The organism is Natrinema sp. SYSU A 869 (assembly GCF_019879105.1).
Taxonomy (GTDB): domain Archaea; phylum Halobacteriota; class Halobacteria; order Halobacteriales; family Natrialbaceae; genus Natrinema.
On sequence record NZ_CP082249.1, the window covers coordinates 2,690,607 to 2,713,123 of the forward strand.

Genomic DNA, 22,517 nt, shown 5'->3' on the forward strand with positions numbered 1-22,517 from the left:
TTCGTCGACAGAAACTGGCAGTCAGGGATCACGGGGAGAGCGGGCGTCTCTGACGTCGGCACCGTCGCGAATCTTGTCCTGACAGTCCGGACAGACGCGCGGTTCGTCGACATCGCGGGGAGTAAAGACCCGGGCATACGCGTCCGTGACGAACGCACCGCAGTTCTGACATTCCGGCATCGTTCTTCTTGATCGGATATGGTCAGTAATACATTATAATTGTATCGAATATGTGGTGATAAAAACAACTCGATGGCAATCAGTTTTCTGGGACACGAACTGAAAAATGTCCGTAGCTCACGGGCAAGTCGTTTGGACCCGTTCCCGCGGCGAGACCGTCAGGGAGCCGGTTGCCACCCGCAGACGGTACAGGAACTCGCAGACGTATCGTGGAGGCCACCACATTCAGGACACTGCTTCTTGTTATACTCCTGCTCCCACCCTACTCGTTCGACCGAGTGACCGCGATCGGACAGGAATTGATCGATGACGTCGTCACCGGCATCATTGGGTGAGGTTGCCATGGGTGTGTGAACGTACACCACACTATTAAATCGTTGGGTCAGTGAAGATCCTGCCACCTCTTCGCGGCCACACGTCGCGTCAGTAGCCACGGAATCAACCTGCACCGTGTCAGCTCAGGGCCCGTCTGCAGGTGATTCGACCCGCGGATTTTTCTCGCTCTCGCACTAATCAGTCCGTATGAGCGATCTGCGCCTGAACGCGACCCAACTCGATCGCTACTCGAGACACGTCATCATGGACGAAATCGGCCCCGAGGGCCAGCAACGGTTGCTCGAGGGTTCCGTCCTGGTCGTCGGCGCGGGCGGCCTGGGTTCGCCGGCAATCCAGTACCTCGCCGCGGCCGGTGTCGGCCGGCTGGGGATCGTCGACGACGATGTCGTCGAACGGTCGAACCTGCAACGACAGATCGTCCACGGCGACGCCGACGTCGGCCGGCCGAAAGTCGAGAGCGCCGCCGATTACGTCGCGGCATTGAATCCCGACATCGACGTCGAGACCCATGAGGTCCGCGTCACGGCCGACACCGTCGACGACCTCGTCACCGAATACGACGTCGTCCTTGATGCCAGCGACAACTTCGCCACTCGCTACCTGCTTAACGACCATTGTGTCCTCACTGAGACGCCGCTGTTCCACGGTGCGATCTACCGATTCGAGGGACAGATCACCTCCTTTACGAACGAGCGTGGCGGCGACGACTCGCCGCCGTGTTACCGGTGTATCTTCCCCGAAGCCCCGGAGCCCGGCACCGTCCCCGACTGCGCTACGACGGGCGTGCTCGGCGTCCTCCCCGGAACCGTCGGCTGCATCCAGGCCACTGAGGTGGTCAAGTACCTCCTCGGGAAGGGCGAACTACTCGAGGGACGACTCCTCATGTACGACGCGATGGACATGAGCTTCGAGGAGGTTCCCGTCCGGCCGAACCCGGCGTGTCCGGTCTGTGGCGACGACCCCGAAATCGAGTCGGTTTCGGATGTGGCCTACGAGGGGACCTGCGGGATTTCGGCCGACTGAGCGCCACCGCGGCGACCGACGGCGCGACGGTACCGGATTACGGCGTGTCGGCGTACCGCCGCCGATGGTCGAGATAGACGATCGACGAGAGCCAGAGCGCGATCAAGAACACGTAGACGCCGACCCCGGACGGGTTCGTCGACTGGCCGAGCGTCGCCGCCAGATACGCGACCGCGTAGGCTCCAAGCGGCGCGCCGACGTACACCCAGTAGTTGGGCACCCAGTCTCGTCCCACTTCGCCAAGAGTGATCGCGTCCTTCAAGAGCGCGATGGCGACGAAGACGGAGAACGGAACCAGCACGACCAGCGCCAGCACCGAGAGGGCGAGTCCGGCACCGCTCTCGGGCCCGACGCCGAAGATGTAGAGCAACACCGCCGGAGCGAAGACGATGTATGCTGCGACCCACCACCACCAGCCGGAGACATCGCCGTCCGAGTCCGAATTTGCCCGCGACGCCTTGTCTCGATCCCGATCGATTCGCGCGGCCAGCCAGTCCCCGACGGCCGCGCCGACCCCACCCGACAGTGCGAAGAGTGCAGCGACGAACGGGACGGCGGCTGGAAGCAGGACGGCGGCGACCGCACCCTGCCATCCCGGCAGGGTCCACGCGAGCTCGAACATGTAGACGATGGCCCAGCCGACCGCCGGCACGGACCCGACGACGCCGGTGACGATCCCGGCCCGGTGGCTCGCAGCCGGTCGCTTGCCGTAGCGATACCCCTCGAGCAGGCCGACATCGCCGTTCTCCGCCGATCGGTCGGCGTAGTGAAGACCGGCGAGCAGCCCGGCTGCGACGACGGCCGTCACCGAAAACGACGTCGGCGCGGACTCCCACGAGAGGGCGACGGTAAACGGGATCGACGCGAGCCCGAGGAGGAGCGCCGTTCGAAACCGCTCGTCGGTCAGGTCCGCGAGGGTGTTGCGAAGCGGCGGCATTGTTGTTTGTTTACTGTCTCTATCCGTTCGATATTGAAAGTATTCCCGATCCGACTCTCGTCGACCGAGCGAGCGGGGCGATCCGATACGTCGTTCACTCGCGATCGTGCAACGAGCAACGAGGAATATCCCACGCTCGAGGTGCCAACGACCCCGATAGCGACCGGATACCGGTGATCAACGGCTCGGAGCGAAGCGGCGGACTCTCGAGCGGACGACGGCGTTCAGTTCCTGCGCGCCGGCGACGGCGAGACAGGAGACGAACGCGGTCGTGCCAAGTTTGCCACCCGCGCCGGCGAGCGCAGGCGAGACGGCGAGAAAAACGACGCCACAGAGGAGCCCGGCACCCGCGACGTGCCTCGTGCTTTCCAATCGCTCGCCGCTCGACATCCCGACGAACGAAGCACAGAAGGCGACTGTGGCCAGCGTCGCCCCCAGTTCAGGGAGGACCGGCGGGAATACGACGCCCGCGACCACCCCGACCGCCGCAGAGGCGACGACCGAACTCAGCCCACCGCGAGTGCGGAGCACGACGGTCGCGACTGCAGCGACGACGGCGACGATGACGATCGCCGGGGCGAGCCGCCACGCGAGCGACCCTCCGCTGGCGTAGTCGATGTCCGTCAGGAACACCGTTGCAATGCAGCCGAAGAGCGCGATCGTCCCGTACTTCCCGCCGAAGCCGCCGAACGATTCCGCTGTCGCGACGAACGCGAGGCCGGCGAGCAGTCCCGCCAGCGCGACCCACTCGAGCGACGGGAACAGCGCCGGTGAGGCCATCCCGACGAACGAACCGCAGTAGGCCGCGCCGTCGACTCGCCGAAGCGCGAGACCGACGACCAGCCCGACGACCGCGGAGGCCAGAACCGGACCGAGGCCGACCGAAACGCTCAGCCAGTACGTACCGACCGCAGCAGCCGCGACTGCGAGCACGTCGACGGCGTCCATGCGATTGAATCCCGTCGCATCGAACTCCCAGCCGACCGCATCGAACTCCCAGAGACGCCGGCGCTCCGTCGCGGCGACGACGGTCCCCGCGAGAACGACCCCGAACTGGATGCTCAGTATCCCGGTCGGAAGGGCTGTCGGTGCGCGAACAGCACCGAAAAGCAACATGGCTGGCGTCACCAGCAACGCGAGGTACCCTGCCAGCTGAACCGGACCGTACACATCCCCACTCTTCCGAGGGAAACCGAGAGGATTTCGGTTCGAAAATCGAGAGCAGGCTGTCAGGTCGCGGCAGTGACAGCAGCTCCGGTAGCGAATGAGACAGCGGTTGCGGCCGTGATGATTGCGGTCGCGACGGGCCCCGACACGGCCACCGATGCGGTCGTCTCAGCTCCGTAACAGCCCGCCGTCGATCGGAATCTCGGCTCCGTTGACGAAACTCGCGTGCGGACTCGAGAGGAAGGCGACGACGTCCCCGAGCTCTCGGGGCTCGCCGATGCGGTCCATCGGAATGTCGTCCGCCATCGCCGTCAGCCCCGCCTCGTAGTCGTCGTACGTCCCGCGCTCGACGCCGGCCTCGATGAGTTCCTCGATTCGGGGCGTCTCGATCGTCCCCGGGAGGACCGCGTTGGCCCGGATCTCCGGCGCGAACTCGCGGGAGACCGTTTTGACGAGGCCGATCACGCTCCGACGTACCGAGTTCGAGAGCAGCAAGCCGTCCGCGACCTCCTGGACGGTGCGAGAGGTGATGCAGGTAATCGTCCCGTGGTCGGACTCGAGGAGGTGGTCGTAGGTTTCCTCGATTGTCCAGACAACGCTCATCACCAGCAGGTCGTAGGCCTGGTACCAGGCCTGTTCGTCGGTCTCGAGGAAGGTGGTACTCGGCGGGCCGCCCGAGGAGGTAACGAGGTGATCGATCCCCCCGAAGGCGTCGACTGTCTCGCTCACGAGATGCGAGACGTCGTCAGGATCCGTGAGATCCGTCTGGACGGCGATCACGTCGCCCGTCGCCGTCTCCTCGAGGTCCTGACGTGCGTCCTCGAGTCGCTCCGCGTCGCGCCCACAGATCGCGACGTTTGCACCCTCCTCGGCGAGTGCCTGTGCACTCGCGAAGCCGAGGCCGCTCGAAGAGGCGGTCACCAGTGCGCTGTTGCCGTCGAGTTCGAAGTCCATACCCGGAGCGACGGCGGCGGGCTACAAATCACTCGGGGAATCGGAGAGCGATTACACCCGGACCACCGATCGAATATCGCTGTACTATAGACGGGCGAGACCGGACGGAGAGACACGATGTCCTGGCCGCTCCTGTTCGTCGCCGGACTGTTCGAAATCGCGTGGGCAATCGGGTTACACTACTCGGAGGGACTCTCGAAACCGGTACCGACGGTCGGAACGGCCGTCGCGCTCCTTCTGAGCATGGTCCTTCTCGCACGGGCAGTCCGGGACCTCCCTATCGGAACCGCATATGCAGTCTGGACCGGGATCGGCGCGGTCGGAACGGCGACGCTTGGGATCGTCCTGCTCGACGAACCCGCGACCCTCGCTCGGCTCGCGTTTCTGTCACTCATCGTCGTCGGAATCGTCGGCCTCAATCTCGTCTCAGGCGGTCACTGACGACATCGCTCGTCCCGCCGTGTGCACCGTCAGTCTTGATGTCGAACCCGAACCATGCCCTCCGACGTCACGCCGACGATCAGCGGCGTCGATACCTGCCGGCCGGTGACCGCCGGTCCCGCAGCATCGCTGACGACCTTCATCAGATCTGGTGCGGTGTGGTCGACCTTGACGCCGGCCTCGTCACAGGCGTCGTAGACCAGTTGCGGGACGTCGTAAAGATCGGTTCCGGACGGCACGCGAACCCGGACTGGCGCGCGAAGCGCCTCCGCGAACGCAACCGTTTCGCGGGCCTTCGAGACGTTCTCGCGAGCGCTGGACTCGATTGAAGAGACGTTCGCCCGCGAGGTGCCGAGCGCTTCGGCGATGTCAGCCTGGGAAATGCCGCGCTCGCGCAGGGAGAGCACCTGTGCCTGCCGGTAGGTCAACACGCTCGTCTCCGGATCGAACCCGATATCCTCGAGGAGTTCTTCGACGTCGTCGATCACGGCGACTCGCCTCCCCCGAATCCGCAGGCTCGCGTATACATGCTAAGAACTAGCTTGTGGCGGGATCAAAGCTTCCACGGTCTCGGCACTCCCAGTCTCCGCCTTCGATACCGGTGATCGATCACGGAACCAGCGGCTGCGAGCCCGGAGACGCCACCCGTGGCGAGCGTCGGAACCAGACGGCTGGCTGTACGAAAACAATCGGCTATGGAACGGAGAGGGACCGAGAGAATGATGGTATCGAGCGCTCGACTGCTCGAGTCAGTTTCAGTCTGCCGATTGGCTGGGCGCGACGTACTCATCGTCGGTCGGCGTCCCGGTCACGGTCTGTCGTGCCTGTCGGACCAGCGAGCGGACGAAGTGAACGACGTTCGCGGGGCCGTCGTGGGGGCCGGGCGAGCGGTAGGAAACGATCAGCGACCACATCGTCGCGACGCCGAGCGAGCCGAACGCCGAGAATCGCATTCCCATCGTCGCGTACGTGGCCGCATAGACCGCGCCGATCGTCATCGACGGGACGCTCGAGCCGAGGGGATGTTCGCCGTCGCGTCGCGGACCGTCGGCGCGAGGAACACGATCGAGAGGACGCTTCCGGCGAGGAATATTAGGTCTTGCCACATCATACTCATTTCTAACTCAGGAATGAGTAAATACTTCTCGGTATTAGATCGACTCGCGGCAGTGGCCGAGCCGCGGCCAAGTTCGAGCGGACCGGAACGACCGGAGCGGACCGGAGCGGACCGGAGCGGCCGGCTACGACGGACCGACGCGTCGCGGCTCAGTACTCGAGGGTCCAGCGCTCCCCGGCGGTCGCGGCTAGTGCATCCGAAACGCCGTCGGCAAGTCGATACTTGGTGCCCTCGCGGACGACGGTCCCCGCTCGCTCGAGGTGTTCTAGGTGCGCGTAGGACTCGCCGGGGCCGTGAAGGATGTGGATCCCGTCGAGGTCGCCGAACAGGTCGGCGCTGACGGTCCACGTGTCACAGGGACCGAGCCGGTCCAGCGCGTCGAGGACTCGCCAAGAGCGTTCCTCGTGGTGATCGATGATATGATGGGCGCGGTCAGCGGGGTTGTCGATCGGCTCGCGATGCCCCGGCCACGCCCGAGCGTAATCGGCGTCGACGATCCCCTGGAGCGCGCGGAGGTACTTTGCGAGCGGGCGCTCAACGCGGACGTCAGCACCGCCGACGTTGGGCGTGTAGACGGGCAACAATGCGTCACCGGAGAAGACCTCTCGACCACTGTCGAGGTCTGCCTCGAACATGCTGAGGCCGGCGGCGTGCCCGGACGTGTGAACAACCTCGAGTTCGGTATCGTCGAACGAGAAGGTGTCACCGTCCGCGAACGGCGTTACGGTCGGCGTCTCGACCGACGTCTCGCCATGATTCATGCGCTCGAGCAGGACTGCTTGCTGGTCGTCGGGCATCCCCCACTCCGCGAAGTACTGCTTCTGACGGTCGTACATCGCGTCCCAGGCCTCCTCGTCGCCCTCGACGAGCGCCGCGTCGTCGGCGTGGACGTACACCGCGGCACCGCTCTCGGCCTGAATCTCGCCAGCCAGCCCGCAGTGATCGTGGTGCCAGTGCGTCAGAAAGACTCGGTCGATATCGGCGAATTCGAGCCCGCGCTCGGACAGGGCCGCCTCGAGTTGCTCGCGAGTCGTCGCCATCCAGTCGCCGGTATCGATCAGGACCGTCTCCGAGCCGTCGGCAAAGAGGTAGGCGTTGTTGTCACCTTCGAACGCCGAGTTCGAGAGCGAAATGCGTTCCATGCACCCACATCTCACGGGAGCCGAGAAAACGTTGTGTGAAGCGGCACATCACAAAGCGAGAAGGGGACATTACCGCATGGTCACTGGCCCTTCCTGGAAAACGTCCTAGTCAGAGAACGACCCGATTGGCCCGAACTCGTCCGACCATCACGGACGACGCCACCACGGGAACGGGTGCTGGTACCGGATCGAAATCAGTAGAAACCGACTGCAAACGCTCCGCCTGCTCTGTCCACTCGAGGGCGCGTTACGAGCCCCAGAAGTTATCGCGGCTGCCGAGTCGCTCGCGGTCGGGGCTGTCATCGCCATCGTCCGTTTCGTCTTCGGCTGCGACATCCCCGTCTACATCCGTGTCGACCGCCTCGTCTCCGTCCACGTCCACGTCCTCACTGTCGGGGTCCATCGGCAGGAGCTCGAGTTCCTCGGCGCGTGCATGATTGCTGTGAACCCGCGTGATCTCGACTCGCGCACGGGCTTCCGGCAGGACGCCGTCGACCATCACGATGAACCCGTCTTCGGTTCGGCCGACGCCGGCACCGCTTTCGTGCATGTCGACGACGTCGATGACGACTTCCTCGCCAGACTTGACCGGCTGTGTCTTGAGATCCTCGATCGGCTGGCCGTAGTGGTTGCACCACTCCTTGCCACCCCGGTCACCGTAGTGTTGACATCCCATTCCCGAAATCCGTTCGGAGAATTCCGGGCAGTCGTCGGCGAGTGGACAGTCTGCCATGATCGCCACTACCAGTGGTGGCGTTAAACCGTTTCCGTCTTGGGGACCGGGGCCGCGGAACAAAACGCTGGTAGCGAACGGCGAGAGAGTGGACAGCAACCATAACGGCACCGACAGAATCTGTAAAACATGGTAACTGAACGGCTTCCGTACGACTGGCGGTTTCGAAAAGGTTTACGGTATGGACGTAGCAGTGATAAATGATGAAAATTCTCGTTACGGTCAAAGAGGTGGCGACCGTCGAAGACGAGTTCGAAATCGAGGGAACCGAAATCGCGGCCCAGTACCTCGGTGCCGACCTCAACGAGTGGGACGATTACGCGATCGAAGAGGCCGTTCAGCTCCAGGAAGACGGCATCGCCGACGAAGTCGTGACGGTCACCATTGGTCCGGAAGAGTGCGAACAGACCATCCGACAGGCCCTCGCAAAGGGTGCTGACCGTGCCGTCCGCGTCTGGGACGACGCCTTAGAGGACGTCGACCTGCTCGACGTCAACGCCAAGACGGAGATCCTCAGCGCCGTTATCGAGGCGGAAGACCCCGACCTCGTGCTCTCGGGCGTGCAGGCCGGCGACGACAGCTTCGCTGCGACTGGCGTCTCGGTTGCCGAGAACCTCGGCTTCCAGTGGGGAGCCGTCGTCAACCACCTCGAGCACGATCTCGACGACGAAATCGCCTCCGTGCGACGCGAACTCGAGGGCGGCGTCGAGGAGCTGACTGACGTCGAGCTCCCGGCCGTCCTGACGATCCAGACGGGTATCAACGAGCCGCGCTACGCCAGCCTCCGTGGCATCCGACAGGCCCAGCGCAAGGAACTCGACGTAAAGGACCTGGCCGACATCAGCGTCGACGAGAGCACCATCGAAACCGAACTCGAGCTGACGGACATGTACGAGCCCGAAAGCGAGAGCGACGCGACCGTCTGGGAGGGAAGCGCCGACGAGACCGCCTCGGAGCTCGGTGAACTGCTCCGCGACAAGGGGGTGGCACAATGACGGATGTCCTCGCAGTCGCAGACCACCGCCGCGGCGAACTGCGCGACGTCAGCTACGAGCTCATCACGGCCGGCCGCCAACTCGCCGACGAAACTGGCGGCGACCTCCACCTCACAGTCATCAGCGGCACCGTCGACGACTTCGCCGAGAAGTGCAACCGCGAGGGCGTCGACGCTATCCACACCGTCGACCACGGTGAGGAGTTCAACCACGATGTCTACACGCAGGCGATCACGCAGCTCTACGACGAACTCGCCCCCCAATACGTCCTGACGCCCAACAGCGTCAACGGACTCGATTACGCGCCTGCAATCGCCGACCGGCTCGACCTGCCGGTCGTCACCGACACGATCGATCTCGACAACGACGGCGAGACGCTTGTCGCGACCCGCGAGATGTACGGTGGCAAGGTCGAGACGACGAATGAACTCACCGGCGACGCGGTCATCACGATCCGCGGTGCCGAGTGGCCGGCTGCGGAAGGTACCGGCGACGCCACGATCGAGGCCTTCGACGCGGACATCGACGAGGACGCGATCGGCTCGACCGTCAACGGATTCGAGGAAGTCGGCGGCGGCGACGTCGACATCAGCGAGGCCGAACTCCTCGTCTCGATCGGCCGCGGCATCGAGGAAGAGGAGAACCTCGACCTGATCCGCGACCTTGCCGACGCGCTGGGCGCGACGCTGTCGTCCTCGCGCCCGATCGTCGACAACGGCTGGCTGCCCAAGAACCGACAGGTCGGCCAGTCCGGGAAGGTCGTCACCCCCGATGTCTACATCGCCATCGGTATCTCCGGCGCGGTACAGCACGTCGCTGGGATGAAAGGCTCCGATACGATCATTGCGATCAACACGGACCCCAACGCGCCGATCATGGACATTGCCGACTACGCGATCGTCGACGACCTCTTCGACGTCGTGCCGGAACTCATCGACGAGTTCGAATAATCGGTCGGACGGTTCTTCCATCCGAGGACGACTGGTCCCCTCTTTTCGAACCTGGGAGATGGCCAGCGGACGCCACGGCTTCCGCGGACAAACCACTACAGCAGTCGGTGACAGCCACCGATCATCGACAGTGCTCGAGCACGGTGACGACTCTCGTCAGTACCGCTCGAGCAGTGGCCATCAGCGGCTGAGACACTCGGCCGGCTGTACGACGGCTTCGACAGCATGGGCAACTCGTTGCGAAACCAGATCGAGGCCGCCGAGGTTGCACGCGAGGAGGCCGAAGCGGCCCGCGCCGAGACCGAGTCGATGAACCGCCACCTCGAGACGAAGGCCGCGGAGTTCAGCAGTGTGATGGACGAGTGTGCCGATGGTGATCTGACTCAGCGGCTCGACTCCGAAAGCGAGAGCGAGGCGATGACCGACATCGCGTTCGCGTTCAACGAGATGGTCGAGGAACTCGAGGAGACGACCGCCGACGTCAAGGCCTTCGCCAGCGAGGTCGCAGCGGCTAGCGAACAGGTGACTGCCAGTTCCGAGGAGGTCCGCTCGGTATCACAGCAGGTTTCAGAGTCGATTCAGTCGATCTCCGACGGTGCGGATCGTCAGAATCAGAACCTGCAGTCGGTCAATCAGGAGATGGGTGGCCTCTCGACGACGACAGAGGAGATCGCGGCCTCCTCGAACAACGTCGCGGACCTCGCCGAACAGACGGCCGAAACGGGGCGACTCGGTCGCAAAGCGGCTCAGGAGGCAATCGACGGAATGCACGAGATCGAATCGGAGTCGACCGAGGCCGTCGACGCAATTCAGGACCTCGAGGAGGAGATGGCACAGGTCGACGAGTTGGTCGAGTTCATCTCTGACGTCGCCCGTGAGACGAACATGCTTGCCCTGAACGCGAACATCGAGGCCGCACGGGGCGGCAGCGGCGAGGATGGCACCGGGTTCGGTGCCGTCGCGACACAGGTCAAAGAGCTGGCCGCAGACACGAAATCGACCGCCGAGGACATCGAACAGCGGTTGGAGCGGATCGACGAACAGACGAGTTCGACGGCGACCGAAGTCCAGCGGACTGCGGATCGGATCTCGGAACACGTCGGCTCCGTGGAAAACGCCGCAGAAGCGCTCGACGAAATTGCTCACTACGCCGACCGGACCAACGACGGCGTCCAAGAGATTTCCGCGGCGACCGAGGAACAGGCGGCCTCGACCCAAGAGGTCGTCGCCATGGTCTCGTCGGCAACGACCATCTCCGAATCGACCGCGGCCGAATCCCAGCGCGTCGCGGTGGCTGCGGAAGAACAGACTTCCGCCCTCTCCGAGGTGTCGGAAAGCGCAAGTTCGCTTGCCGACCAAGCGGCACACCTGAGCGAAACGCTCGATCACTTCGAAACCGAGCAAGTGGAGGACGTAACCGTCGATGAGTACGAATCCGACCACGACACGACCTTCGAGTTCGAAGAGACGGACATCGACGGCGACGACGCAATCGAGCACCGTGATGGGAGATCCGACACAGGGGCCGAGACTACAGATGGACCGAAATTGGACGACGGGTCACCGCCAGAAGTCGCGAGGGACGTGACTGGCGTGGGAGACGGAAGCGATGCCGAAGAAGGCGAGACGGACGACACGGTATCCGGCTCGGAGTCGAACGCGGACGAAACAGACGGTGACGGATCGTCGGAAGACGAGTTCATGTTCACCCAGTCCGGGGACGAGTAAGGTAAACGCGACTTTCGAACCGTCACGTACTTTTTACCGCCGTTCTAAGCGCGGGTGATGGAACTGCTGGAGCGCCGACGGGCGCTGATCGAGGAGCGTCTTATCGAGGTAGTCGAGGGTGTCGAACCCGAGACGCTCAGCGAGGAAGTTCGCCATGTCGCGCTCTCGGGCGGGAAGCGCGTCCGACCGATGGTGACGCTACTTGCCTGTGAGACGGTCGGCGGACGGGCCGAGGACGCGGTCGAGTTCGGCGTCGGTATCGAACTCGTCCACAGTGCCTCGCTCGTCGTCGACGACATCATTGATCGCTCGGAGCTGCGACGCGGGACGACCAGCGCCTGGGCTGAGTTCGGCCACGGCCCGGCGATCATTACCAGCGACGGGCTGTTGGGCGAGGCGTTCGCGCTCTTTTCGGCGAATCCGGACGCCACGCGCGTCGTCGCCGAGGCGATGGTCGAACTCGGCATCGGCGAGGCGACCGAGCTGTCGGCCGAGCCCGCAAACGAAGAGGAGTATATGACGCTGGCGCGTCGCAAGACGGGTGCACTGTTCCGAGCTGCGGCCGAACTCGGAGCGATCGCCGCTGACTCCGATCCCGTTACCGTCGAGGCACTCGGCGAGTACGCCGAACGGGTCGGTGTCGCCTTCCAAATCAGGGACGACGTGTTAGACGCCATCGCCGATCCCGAGGAACTCGGCAAACCGACCGGCCACGACGCCGCCTTAGAGCGCCCGTCGGTCGTTCAGGTGACCGATCTCACGCCCGACGAGGCAAACACCCACGCCCGGCGGGAAGCCGACCGGGCAATCGACGCCTTAGATCGGGTCGAGGTCGCCGATCCCGAGGCGCGGCAGTATCTCCTCGATCTCGCCGAATTCGTCGTCGAGCGAGAACAATAGCCAGCGAACCGATGGCTACTGTCTTCGACTTAGAGAGTGCCGCGAGTACACGATCGGCCGAAATCGCCGGCGTGATTTTGCCGCTGCCGATCGGCCGGCGGCGGGATCGATCGTCCTCGAGAGCGAGTTCGGACTCGAGCGAGTGACTGGCCCCGAAAGCGCCGAAAAGCGGGTCGACCGCTCGCGAACCGAGTGGCCGATCAGACCCGTTCGGCCCCGCGCCGTCCCTCATCCCGATCCGCGTCCGAGAACCGTGACTCCGCGACGGCGAAGGTGAGCGTGCTCGAGATCCCGAGCAGTGTCCCCGCCGTCAGCGCCGCCGCGAGATACGTGATCCCGACTTCCTCGAGGAAGAACGCGCTTACTGCGTGGAGAACGACCGCGATCGAGAGCACGTAGAAGGGCGCATTCAGATAGCGCCACTCGAGCGAGCCGGCGATGTACTCGTCAGTGATCTGTCCCAGACTGGTTGTCAGTCCCGCGGCCGCGAACCAGAGGATTGCCCCGTTGACCAGTGCCGCGAGCATAACGGGCGCTTCGAGCGTGCCGGCGGTCGATGCACGCACTGACTCGAGGGTCTCCATTCCGCTGACGCCGCCGAGGACGAACAGTGCCGCGGCGACGACGTACGCCAGCAGCGTCGTTCGGCCGGCGTACAGCGAGTGGCGGGCGCGTTCGACGGCCGCATCCAGCCGGTCGCCGAGGCCCAGGCCCCGCGAGATGAGATAGAAGCCAAGCAGCGCCGACGTCGTCCCCAGCACGAAACCGGGCATTTCCAGTACGGAGCCGACCAGTGCGAGCGGGTAGATCAACAGGAGGATACCGAGCGGAATGAGCACCGTCCCGCGCGTTTCGGGGTCGTCTAACACCTGCTTGATCGTGTAGTACATCGACTCGAGATTCTGTGCCTGTCGGACGACGACCCGCCGGACACCGTCGATGGGGACGCGCGAGCGGATGATCGGGATGACGGATTCGTCCTGTGCGCCGTCTGTGACGACGAGGGCGGTAACGTCTTCTGCGGTCGAGAGACTGGCGAGGACGGTGTCGACCTCGTCGCCGACTTCACGGTTGGCGCTGACGTCGCCCTGGTCGTTGCCGGTGACGACGGCAACCTCGACGCTTTCGTCGCGCTCCGTGAGGTCGTCGTAGACGTGCAACCCCTGAAAGATGACGTTGACGTCCGAGTCCTCCGGGTCGGCCGTCGCGAGGGCGACGGCCGCCTCCTCGACGGGGTCGCGACCGATGACCGGCGTCGAAAAGCCGGTCTTGCGGCCGAGATCGTCGTCGAGATCGACACAGAGGACCAACAGCATCGCGTCGTGGTTGTACGCCGCGGTATTTCTCTCTTCTGGACGACGAAATCGATAGTGGCGCGAGCGCGGTCGCGATGGATTCAGCCGGGCCCGTTCGTCTCGAGATCGGATTCGTCGGGTCCGGCCTCGATGTCGGCGTCCGTCGTTCTGATATCGGAAATCTCGAACCGGGCACCACCGGCCGAGCCGTTTCGAGCCGAAATCGACCAGCCGTGGGCCGTCACGATCTCCTCGACGATCGCCAGCCCGAATCCAGTTCCGTCCGTCTCGGTCGTGTATCCGAACTCGAACAACGAGTCGCGATCGGCTGACAGCCCACGGCCTGTGTCCTCGACGTAGAACCCGTTCGAACTCGCATCTGTTCCCGCCGCTTGACGACCTCCCTCGAGCGAACCGACGGTGACGACTAGGGGATCGGTCCCGTCGTGTTCATCCCTGTTGGTACTCTGTTCGACCGTCTCCCGCTGAGTCTGCGAGTTAGGGCTCGTGGAGCCGTGCTCCACGGCGTCCTCGTGAGTATCCGATCGAGGGCTCGTGGAGCCGTGCTCCACGGCGTTTCGGAACAGGTTCTCGAGTAGTTCTCGGACACGACCTTCGTCACCGTAGATCTCGATGTCGGTGTTGATCTCGAGGCGGGCCTGACCGGTGTCGACCGTTGACCACGCCCTCTCTGCGGCGTTCTCGAGTGGGAACCGCGCCTGCTCCCCGATCGACTTCCCCTGGCGGGCCAACTGGAGGAGCCCATCGACGAGTTCTGCCATCCGTGACAGCGACCACTGTAGCTCGTCGACGTGCTGGCTGTCGTATTGCTCGTCGAGCGAGTCGAGATGACCTTGCCCGACGTTCAGCGGGTTTCGCAGGTCGTGGCTCACGAGGCTGGCGAATTCCTCTAACCGCTCGTTCTGGCGTTCGAGTTCGCGCCGGTACTGACACCGGCGGGTGATATCGCGGGTCGCGTGTATGGTCCCCGTAAACGCCCCGTCCTCGAGTGGGAGGAGTCTGGTATGGACGTCGTGGATTCGCTCCTCGCCGTCCGCTGCGTGAAACTGAACCTGATACTTCGCCTGTTCGCGGTCGACCGTCGAGGAGAGCAGCTCGCGGACCTCATTGGCGTACGTGGTCGTCATCTGTTCGTCGTAGTATCCACGCTCGACGAGTTCCGAAAACGCCGTCCCGATAAGTTGTGCCTTGTCTTCCGCGAATGCGTCGACGAACACGTCGTTACACCAGGTGATCGTCCCGTCTGCATCGAGCACGAAGAGCGCAGTCGGCGCAAGTTCGATGATCCGCTCGTATTGGGTGAGTTCGTGTTTCCGTCGCGTTCTCGACGTACTATCACGGATGACCGCAGTCGAGCCGGCAAATGCACCGGTCTCGTCAGTGAGGGCAGCCACGTTGGCCTCGTAGATTCGTTCCTCACCGGTATCGGTCTCGACGGTACATTCGAAGTATCCCGACTCGCGGTCACCCGTATACAGCCCGCGAACCGTCTCAACGCCGCGTTCGAACGACTCCCTGCTGATGAATTCCGTGATGTGTTCGCCCACGACGCGATCACGGTCGGTATCGAGAAGGTCACAAAACGCTTCGTTAGCGATGGTACAACGCCCTTCGTCATCGAGGACGCACATCGGATCGGTGACCGTCTCGACGAGGGCCCGGTACCGCTCGAGTTCGCGTTCGCTCTCCCGGCGGGCGCGGTCGGCGCGGTGTTTCTCGACGGCGTTTTCGATTCGATTCGCCAGCACGGTGTACTGGTCGGTTCCGGATCCCTTCTGGAGGTAGTCCGTAACGCCGGCCGAAATCGCCTCGCCCGCGATCTCTTCGGACCCCTTTCCGGTAAAGAGAATAAACGGAACCGCCGAATCGCGTTCCCGCACTGCCGCGAACAACTCGAGGCCGTCCATATCGGGCATGTCGTAGTCGCTGACGACACAGTCGATACCGTGGTCAGGTTCGGTATCGGTATCGACATCACTCTCTCCGTCGAACATCGCCAGCCCGTCGCGGCCGCTTCCCGCGGTCGTCACGACGATATTGTCGTTGTACCGTTCGAGAACGGTGGCCGTCAACTCGAGGAGTTGGGAGTCATCGTCGACACAGAGGACGTGAATCCCCGAAGACATCAGATACGCCATGTTCAGACTCCACAGTATAATAGTATGTGGGTGAGTCTCGACCGACAGCTATCGACACACGTCCCCGATCAGTTTCGCACTGCTTTTGAGTCTCGGGTGGGTATGTTCCCTCGAATGATCTCGAAGGGCTGTGAGCAGTGCGCGAAAGGTGGCAAGATGGTGCTGTTCGTCTACGGCTACTGCGACCAGCGCGACTGCTTTTACTGCCCGCTCGGCGAGAACCGCAAGAACGTCACTGACGTCTACGCCAACGAACGACTCGTCGAGAGCGACGAGGACGTGCTCACCGAGGCCCACCGAATGGACGCACTGGGCACATCGATTACCGGCGGCGAACCCCAGGAGGCCCTCGACCGGACCTGTCACTACCTCGAGTTACTCAAAGACGAGTTCGGCGAGGATCACCACACACACCTCTATACCGGCATCACCGGCGGCCGCGAGAACATGCGCCGCCTCTCGGAGGCCGGCCTCGATGAGATTCGCTTCCACCCACCCTACGAACAATGGGGTGACCTCCACGGTACCGAGTGGGAGGAAATCCTCTATATCGCCCGCGAAGAGGGACTGACGCCCGCCTTCGAAATACCTGGTATCCGCGCCGAAGAAGAGTTCCTCGAGCTGATCGACGAGGGAGCCGCCGAGTTCTGTAACGTCAACGAGTTCGAGATGAGCGACGGCAACTACCGCCGGATGCAAGAACAGGGGTACGAACTCAAAGAGGACCACATGAGCGCCGTCGACGGCTCCCGCGAGGAGATCCTCGACGTGATGGGCGACCACGAGAAGGTCTACTTCTGTACCTCCGTGTTCAAGGACGCGGCCCAGCACCGCCGCCGTCTCAAACGCATGGCGCGAAACATCCGCCGCGAGTTCGACGATGTCACCGACGACGGCACGCTCGTCTACGGCAAGACCCGCGCCAACCCTGAGGAGTTCGAAGCCCTCGGTGTCCCCGAGGAATTCTACACCGTCAAAACTGACCACGTCGAGGTTGCCTGGTGGCTCTTAGAGGAGATGATCGAGGACGGCGACCTCAAAGAGGGCGAAATCGTCGAGCAGTATCCGACCTACGACGGGCAGGTCGTCGAGCGGACGCCGTTGGCGTAAGCACCGCGAGCGGACGAAGTGAGTGAGCGGATCTTTTTGATGTCTTCGCGAGTATACCGAGCGAAGGACCGGCGAGACAAGAGAGAAGCTCTCGCAGGGGAGATTTTTGGAGGAGAATGAGTAGCGTGGGACCTTCGGTCCCGCGGACCGTTCACGCGGCGTGCCGCGCGAGAGGGTACGAACGAGTCACGTGAATCGCGTGGCTCGGAAGCGAGGGCACAGAAGCGCTCCACCCCGTCGGTATTTTTCGCCGAAAACGGTCACAAGTGAACTGGCACACATTGTTTTGCACAGTCTAAGGATGGTCCCACAGCGTGCAATGCACGAAAACGGCCGTTACGAACCCCTTCTGTTCCGTCTGCCGTCGAACGGGCCGCTACCGCTTATCGGGGTTGTAATAATACCAACCGTCCCGGTACCACGGGGTACGATGCAATTCCGAACTATCGCTGTCGTCGCGGTCGCACTGCTTGTGGCGCTCTCCGGGTGTAGCGCCCTCGGGGGATCACAAGCGGATGAACCGTCGAGCGAAGGTGATACAGAGTCGCTGAATGAGAACGAAACGGGAGCGAACGAATCCGACAATGGGAAAACCGATCCCGATGACGCCGCCGGCTCGAACGGAACCGAGGACGATGCGAACACTGACGATGGAGGTGCGAACACTGACGACGGAGACGACACCGCGAACGCGGAGTGGACTCCACCGGAGGAACCGAACCGGAAAGATGATGGGGGCTGGAAGACAAGCGCGAAGATCGGATCGAATCCGTCGAGTTCGTCGACAGAGAGCCCGCAGAGAGCGGCGAGGGATACTCGAACTTCAACCTCGAGGTCGTCGCCAACACGAGTATGGAAAACGTTGATCCACCGGAACACGGTGACGTCATCGGTGAGCCGTACTTCTTCGTCAAGATCAACGAAGACAAACAGAAGCTGATCGAGCGCACGGGAGAAGTCCGAATGGAAGAAAACGGCACGTACCATATCGATGTCCGCCCTGATGGAATCGAAGAGTTCGGGGCCGGTCCGCTGACCGTCGAGGTCTTCCTGATGGATGAGGACAAGGACTGGGACGACATCTACGACTCCGTGGGCAAGACCGTCGAGTACAATCCGGAGACGGAGACCGACAACTCGGCTGCTGACGATGGCAATTCTGACGACTCGGCTGTTGACGACGCCGATTCTAACGATTCGGAGACGAGCGAGAACTGAGCTTTCAACCGACAACACAGCGATTCGAGACGCTCAGTTAGTCTCGGTCGGATCGACACCAGGTAGCGTGATGAGGTTCTCCCGGCCGATCCGGAGCTTCTCGATTTCGTTATCGTCGTCCATTTTCGAGAGCAACTGCGACACCTTTGCGTTCGACCAGCCGGTCTCCGAAACGATGGACGCCTGCTTCATCCGGCCGCCGTTTTGCTCGAGCAGGCGGAGGACGCGCTCCTCGTCGCTCAACAGTTCGGGGTCAATCTCATCTTCGACCAGCTCATCGAACTCGAGGCGGGTCCCTGCCCTGGAATCGCCGTCGGCGGCCGAATCGACCGGCGTGGAGGTGACTGCTTCGGAACCTCTGTCTCTGCCGGTCGTGACGGTCTCGCGGTCGTCATCGTCGTCCCCATTGCGATCGAGTATCGCGGCGATCTCGAGCGACGAAAGTCGGTTGGACGAGACCGGGACGTCGAAATCACGTCGCGTGAGCAGATACGCAGCGCCACCGACGATGATCACGAGACCGAGAATGGCAGCGATCAGCCACCCCTCTCCAGCAAAGAGCGGTGAATTCCCACCGGCACCCTTGAGAATCGTGATCTGGAGTCCGTTCTCACTGAATTCGTGGGGGCCATCCCAGACGAGCGCACCGTTGTCCGTCCCCGTCGGAGCATCAACGAAGCCGTAGTTCGGCGGTGGTTCGATGACGAGGCGCTGACCGGAACTCAACGCCGGGAACAGTTCCCAGTCATCGGTCTGAAATGAATCGCCGACGTGAATCTGATCACCGTCAACGGTGGCGAAGTTCGTCCACGTAAACGTGTACGAAATGATGCCGATCCGATCTGTCTCTCTGTCAGACGTCTGGTCCGCTCCGCTTTCACGGTCCTCGATTCGGTACTCGCCCCACCCTTCGTTCTCAACAGACATCTCGCGGCCAGTCGACTCTGCCACGAGACCTGCGTACCGTGGGAACAACTGAGGACCGTACGGGGTGTCGTCTCGCTGCTCCGAAACGACCGCTTCGGCGTACTCGTTGAACGTTTCGACTTCCGTCTCGTTCGTCACACGAAATCGACTCTCGATCGTCCATTCCGCATCCCCGGTTTCGGTGATTCGAATTCTAATGACCTGCTTGGTGGCGGGTTGCTCGGGCGGCGGCGGAGTGGCCGCGGACGAGACGGCTTGCGACGGCTCGAGTACTGCGGTGGAAGGCGAGGGCGCTGGCGGGGACCGCTCGACCGTCGTCGGGGATTGTGCCGACGGAGTAGCGGCCACTGCCCCCAGCGTGGTTGTTGCGAGGAGGACCGTGAGGGCGAGAGTAGCGGCAGTGGACATCCGCATGCGTACCAACGGGTGGTTTCCCGGGGGAAAAACACTTTCCATCGGAAAATAAAATGTTACTAGCGGTCGTAAAAGGTTTACTGGGCCGTGAATGGTTCGTTAAAAGCGGTACTTATTTGTTCATTAGGAGACGACCTGTTTTTGTATCAAGAGCCCATACGGTGTGTCGATGAACAACGCGACCCCCGTCCTTCTCGCGTTGCTTCTCGTCCTTTCCTTGCCTGCGATAACTGTTATCGCGGCAGGGCCAACGGGCGAGAGTAACAGCGGTGCCGAGACGATTCGCCTGCAAGAGCTTCCCTCCCAAACGACGCCAACGTCAATCAATAACACGACCAACAGGCTCCAGCTCAGCGGCGAAGTCAGAAGCGAGTACATCGAGTACGGACCGGATCTGGGAATGGCGCTTACGAGCGCGGATGACCAGCTCCGAGTCGATCACGACCAGTATACAATTGTCGACAGCGAGTTCGACGATGCAACGGACGCGGAACGAGAAGCAATGCTCCAAGCGGCCTATGAGCGGCTTACACAACGGATAACCGAACTCGAGCAACGCGAACGAAATGCCACGAGAGCGCACGCAATCGGCGAACGATCGTCGATGGATCTCCTCCAGATACTGCTACGAAATCACAACGAGGCGGAGATGCTGTCCGAAGACCTCGAGGAACTGGAGAACCGGGCAGATCAGGTTCCGAGATATTCACTGTCGGGCAGCCAGACACATGCCGACCAAAATAGCCAGCCACGTGCCGACCAAAAGACGCTCGCCGCCCACCAGACGCCGCTCCGAGCGACCCTCAGCCGGCTGTCCGAACGACCGACGGGTAACGTCTATCACAATATTGTCGTCTCGACTTCACAGACTGGCTACAGCGTCTCAATGATGGATGGCAGTCAGTACGTCGTCGAAACGAGCCGATTCGATAACCGCAACGAAACGGCATCGGACCGGTTCGAAGGAAGCGAAGCATACTATCATATCGCGAATCTCTATCCGTGGGCAAGCGAATCCGGACCGTCATTTCAGGACAACAGTTTCGATGACAACTATTACTGGGCCGAAATGGGACACGACCACGGTCGCCTCGAGTTCTACTTCGACAGCAGAACGGGCGATGTCTACCGCGAGATCCAGGAGTTATCCGTCTCGTCGCTTCCCACCGGCGAAAGCGAAACCTGGATCAGCGATGGACTCAAAATGACGACCACTGAGACGGCTGCAAACGGCCCGATGAACGTGACGGTGACCGACTTGGAGACTGGCGATCCCGTCCAGACGACTATTATGGTCGACGGCGTTGAGGTCGGCGAGACCGGTGAAGACGGATCTCGCTGGATCGCTCAGCCGTTTGGCGGAGTGAGTATCACAGCGGAAACGGCGTCCGGAGATGTCAACGCGACGATTACGGATACCTGACCGCGGGATACCACTGATGGACGGGCGGACTGACAGGCACGCAGAACCGGCCGGTGAATATTCGTCGATCGCGACCTGAGATTTTTACGGGAGAGAGCGCCCAAAGCGGGCCGTGAACGGAACGGGGGACCGTCGCGGCACGCAGACAGCAGTATCGAGAGATGGACGCGCCGTCAGCCCGATCGTCGGTATCGTTCTGTTGCTAGCGCTTACTGTCGCGCTCGGGGCCGTCGTTGCCGTCGGTATCGGCGCGTGGTCGCTCGAGTCGTCAGGGCCGACCGCGACCTTCGAGCTCTCGGCTGACGGCGATCGATCGACGGTTGAGATCGAACACGTCGCCGGTGAGAGCATCGACGTCGAGTCATTATCGGTGACGATCGCGGTAAACGGGCGGGATCTGAGTGCACAACCCCCGGTTCCGTTCGTCGGCGCGAGCGGGTTCGATGGTGCGCCGGACGGTCCTTTCAACTCGAGAGCTGATTCGGACTGGACGGCGGGAGAACGGGCCGGTGTTTCGATCGCCGACACCAATACACCGACGCTCGGGGCCGACGACTCTGTCACCGCAACCCTCGTCGTCGACGGGAAACGGATCGCAGAACTCGAGACGACGGCGACGTGAGACGGCGGGTCCCGACCGGATTATTCAGGCGCGCGCCCGATTGTCGTGATGGCGACCTCGGGGTCGTAGGACGGACCCATAAACGCGTGTTTGACGTCTTCGAAGCCGGCGGTTTTGAACATCTTATCGGCCTCGTACTCGTCGTAAAAGAGCATGATGGAGTTGGCCAGCAGCTGACTGACGACGTTGTCGGGATAGTTCGGGCCGACAACGAGTACCTGCCCGCCGGGTTTGAGGACGCGCCGGAACTCCCGGAGCGCGAGGATTGGATTGGGCCAGTACTCAATCGAGCCCGACGACCAGACGACGTCGAACGTGTCCGTCGCGAACGGGAGCCGTTCGGCGTCGCCGCGGTGGAAGTGGACCGGTGGTGCCCGTTTTCCGAACTTCTCGTAGGCCTGTTCGAGTTGGTGTTCGCTCTGATCGAAGGCGTACACCTCATCGACGTGCTCGAGCAGTCCCTCGGTCGCGAAGCCGGTCCCACAGCCGACATCGAGGACCGTCATATCGTCCTCGATGTCGAGCAGGGAGAGGGCCTCGGTGCGCATGTCCTCAGTCCAGATAAAGGGGTTCACCTGGTCGTAGACCCGCGAGAGGTACTTGTAGAACAGTCGAGCGCGGGCCTTGTTCTCGAGAAGTCCCATTAGTGACGAGTTTCGGTCCGACCGGCATATGTCTACTGTTCCGGGTCCTTGTCGAGGGAGTAAGAAATTATTATCGGCCGTTTGGAACCGGTTCGTGCTGAG

Annotated in this window: 20 protein-coding genes and 3 pseudogenes; 10 read left to right on the top strand and 13 right to left on the bottom strand. The window is 62.6% G+C overall.

Going from position 1 to position 22,517, the window contains the following annotated elements:
* Positions 1-21: 21 nt before the first annotated feature.
* Together K6I40_RS21485 and K6I40_RS21490 are read right to left on the bottom strand one after the other, a co-directional pair.
* Positions 22-180: a hypothetical protein gene (locus K6I40_RS21485; protein ID WP_222916395.1), complete on the bottom strand. Its 159-nt coding sequence runs from the start codon at positions 178-180 to the stop codon at positions 22-24.
* 158 nt (positions 181-338) lie between these two features.
* Positions 339-524, bottom strand: a complete 186-nt coding sequence (locus tag K6I40_RS21490) for an HVO_0416 family zinc finger protein (protein WP_222916397.1) — start codon at positions 522-524, stop codon at positions 339-341.
* Positions 525-702: 178 nt separating this feature from the next.
* Between K6I40_RS21490 and moeB the strand changes: the two genes are divergently transcribed.
* Positions 703-1,539 (top strand): molybdopterin-synthase adenylyltransferase MoeB, encoded by an 837-nt coding sequence (gene moeB, locus K6I40_RS21495; protein WP_222916399.1) that lies wholly within the window; start codon positions 703-705, stop codon positions 1,537-1,539.
* 37 nt (positions 1,540-1,576) lie between these two features.
* Here the strand turns inward: moeB and K6I40_RS21500 are convergent, their stop codons facing one another.
* From K6I40_RS21500 to K6I40_RS21510, 3 genes are all read right to left on the bottom strand, one after another.
* On the bottom strand, positions 1,577-2,476 hold the full coding sequence (locus tag K6I40_RS21500; protein ID WP_222916402.1) for a DUF5518 domain-containing protein: 900 nt from the start codon (positions 2,474-2,476) through the stop codon (positions 1,577-1,579).
* A 177-nt stretch (positions 2,477-2,653) separates the two neighbouring features.
* Positions 2,654-3,646 (bottom strand): hypothetical protein, encoded by a 993-nt coding sequence (locus K6I40_RS21505; RefSeq protein ID WP_222916404.1) that lies wholly within the window; start codon positions 3,644-3,646, stop codon positions 2,654-2,656.
* A gap of 165 nt (positions 3,647-3,811) precedes the next feature.
* Positions 3,812-4,597 carry an SDR family oxidoreductase gene (locus K6I40_RS21510; RefSeq protein WP_222916408.1) on the bottom strand — a complete coding sequence of 262 codons (786 nt, stop codon included), beginning with the start codon at positions 4,595-4,597 and terminating at the stop codon, positions 3,812-3,814.
* 117 nt (positions 4,598-4,714) lie between these two features.
* Here K6I40_RS21510 and sugE point away from each other — a divergent pair, with 117 nt between their 5' ends.
* A complete protein-coding gene (gene sugE, locus K6I40_RS21515; protein ID WP_222916411.1) occupies positions 4,715-5,038 on the top strand; it encodes a quaternary ammonium compound efflux SMR transporter SugE in 324 nt (107 codons plus the stop codon).
* Between the two features lie 29 nt (positions 5,039-5,067).
* Here sugE and K6I40_RS21520 read toward each other — a convergent pair whose 3' ends face one another.
* The 4 genes and pseudogenes from K6I40_RS21520 to K6I40_RS21535 form a co-directional block, all read right to left on the bottom strand.
* Positions 5,068-5,526 carry a Tfx family DNA-binding protein gene (locus K6I40_RS21520; RefSeq protein ID WP_222916412.1) on the bottom strand — a complete coding sequence of 153 codons (459 nt, stop codon included), beginning with the start codon at positions 5,524-5,526 and terminating at the stop codon, positions 5,068-5,070.
* A gap of 267 nt (positions 5,527-5,793) precedes the next feature.
* Positions 5,794-6,146: pseudogene (locus K6I40_RS21525) on the bottom strand (hypothetical protein).
* A 158-nt stretch (positions 6,147-6,304) separates the two neighbouring features.
* Entirely contained in the window at positions 6,305-7,297 is a 993-nt protein-coding gene (locus K6I40_RS21530) for an MBL fold metallo-hydrolase (protein ID WP_222916413.1), read from the bottom strand.
* Between the two features lie 247 nt (positions 7,298-7,544).
* A complete protein-coding gene (locus K6I40_RS21535; RefSeq protein WP_222916416.1) occupies positions 7,545-8,030 on the bottom strand; it encodes a TRAM domain-containing protein in 486 nt (161 codons plus the stop codon).
* Positions 8,031-8,233: 203 nt separating this feature from the next.
* On the opposite strand from K6I40_RS21535, the gene K6I40_RS21540 reads away from it, so the two are divergent.
* The 4 genes and pseudogenes from K6I40_RS21540 to K6I40_RS21555 all read left to right on the top strand — a co-directional run bounded on the left by K6I40_RS21540 (position 8,234) and on the right by K6I40_RS21555 (position 12,603).
* Positions 8,234-9,025, top strand: coding sequence for an electron transfer flavoprotein subunit beta/FixA family protein (locus K6I40_RS21540; protein ID WP_222916418.1), 792 nt, complete (start codon positions 8,234-8,236; stop codon positions 9,023-9,025).
* Positions 9,022-9,975 carry an electron transfer flavoprotein subunit alpha/FixB family protein gene (locus K6I40_RS21545; RefSeq protein WP_222916421.1) on the top strand — a complete coding sequence of 318 codons (954 nt, stop codon included), beginning with the start codon at positions 9,022-9,024 and terminating at the stop codon, positions 9,973-9,975. The genes K6I40_RS21540 and K6I40_RS21545 overlap by 4 nt, the downstream gene beginning before the upstream one ends.
* 195 nt (positions 9,976-10,170) lie before the next feature.
* A pseudogene (locus K6I40_RS21550) lies at positions 10,171-11,703 on the top strand (methyl-accepting chemotaxis protein); the annotation flags it as partial.
* Between the two features lie 57 nt (positions 11,704-11,760).
* Positions 11,761-12,603: a polyprenyl synthetase family protein gene (locus K6I40_RS21555; RefSeq protein WP_222916424.1), complete on the top strand. Its 843-nt coding sequence runs from the start codon at positions 11,761-11,763 to the stop codon at positions 12,601-12,603.
* 200 nt (positions 12,604-12,803) lie between these two features.
* Here the strand turns inward: K6I40_RS21555 and K6I40_RS21560 are convergent, their stop codons facing one another.
* Together K6I40_RS21560 and K6I40_RS21565 are read right to left on the bottom strand one after the other, a co-directional pair.
* Entirely contained in the window at positions 12,804-13,919 is a 1,116-nt protein-coding gene (locus K6I40_RS21560; RefSeq protein ID WP_222916426.1) for a DUF373 family protein, read from the bottom strand.
* Positions 13,920-13,999: 80 nt separating this feature from the next.
* Positions 14,000-16,045, bottom strand: coding sequence for a PAS domain S-box protein (locus K6I40_RS21565; RefSeq protein WP_222916428.1), 2,046 nt, complete (start codon positions 16,043-16,045; stop codon positions 14,000-14,002).
* A gap of 126 nt (positions 16,046-16,171) precedes the next feature.
* On the opposite strand from K6I40_RS21565, the gene K6I40_RS21570 reads away from it, so the two are divergent.
* Together K6I40_RS21570 and K6I40_RS21575 are read left to right on the top strand one after the other, a co-directional pair.
* Positions 16,172-17,167 (top strand): radical SAM protein, encoded by a 996-nt coding sequence (locus K6I40_RS21570; protein WP_222916430.1) that lies wholly within the window; start codon positions 16,172-16,174, stop codon positions 17,165-17,167.
* Positions 17,168-17,597: 430 nt separating this feature from the next.
* Positions 17,598-18,385: pseudogene (locus K6I40_RS21575) on the top strand (hypothetical protein).
* Between the two features lie 33 nt (positions 18,386-18,418).
* Here K6I40_RS21575 and K6I40_RS21580 read toward each other — a convergent pair.
* Positions 18,419-19,726, bottom strand: a complete 1,308-nt coding sequence (locus K6I40_RS21580) for a hypothetical protein (protein WP_222916432.1) — start codon at positions 19,724-19,726, stop codon at positions 18,419-18,421.
* Between the two features lie 169 nt (positions 19,727-19,895).
* Here K6I40_RS21580 and K6I40_RS21585 point away from each other — a divergent pair, with 169 nt between their 5' ends.
* Together K6I40_RS21585 and K6I40_RS21590 are read left to right on the top strand one after the other, a co-directional pair.
* Entirely contained in the window at positions 19,896-21,149 is a 1,254-nt protein-coding gene (locus K6I40_RS21585; RefSeq protein WP_222916434.1) for a hypothetical protein, read from the top strand.
* A 112-nt stretch (positions 21,150-21,261) separates the two neighbouring features.
* Entirely contained in the window at positions 21,262-21,771 is a 510-nt protein-coding gene (locus K6I40_RS21590; RefSeq protein ID WP_222916436.1) for a type IV pilin, read from the top strand.
* A gap of 20 nt (positions 21,772-21,791) precedes the next feature.
* On the opposite strand, the gene K6I40_RS21595 is transcribed toward K6I40_RS21590, so the two are convergent.
* On the bottom strand, positions 21,792-22,415 hold the full coding sequence (locus tag K6I40_RS21595) for a methyltransferase domain-containing protein (RefSeq protein WP_222916438.1): 624 nt from the start codon (positions 22,413-22,415) through the stop codon (positions 21,792-21,794).
* Positions 22,416-22,517: the final 102 nt, after the last annotated feature.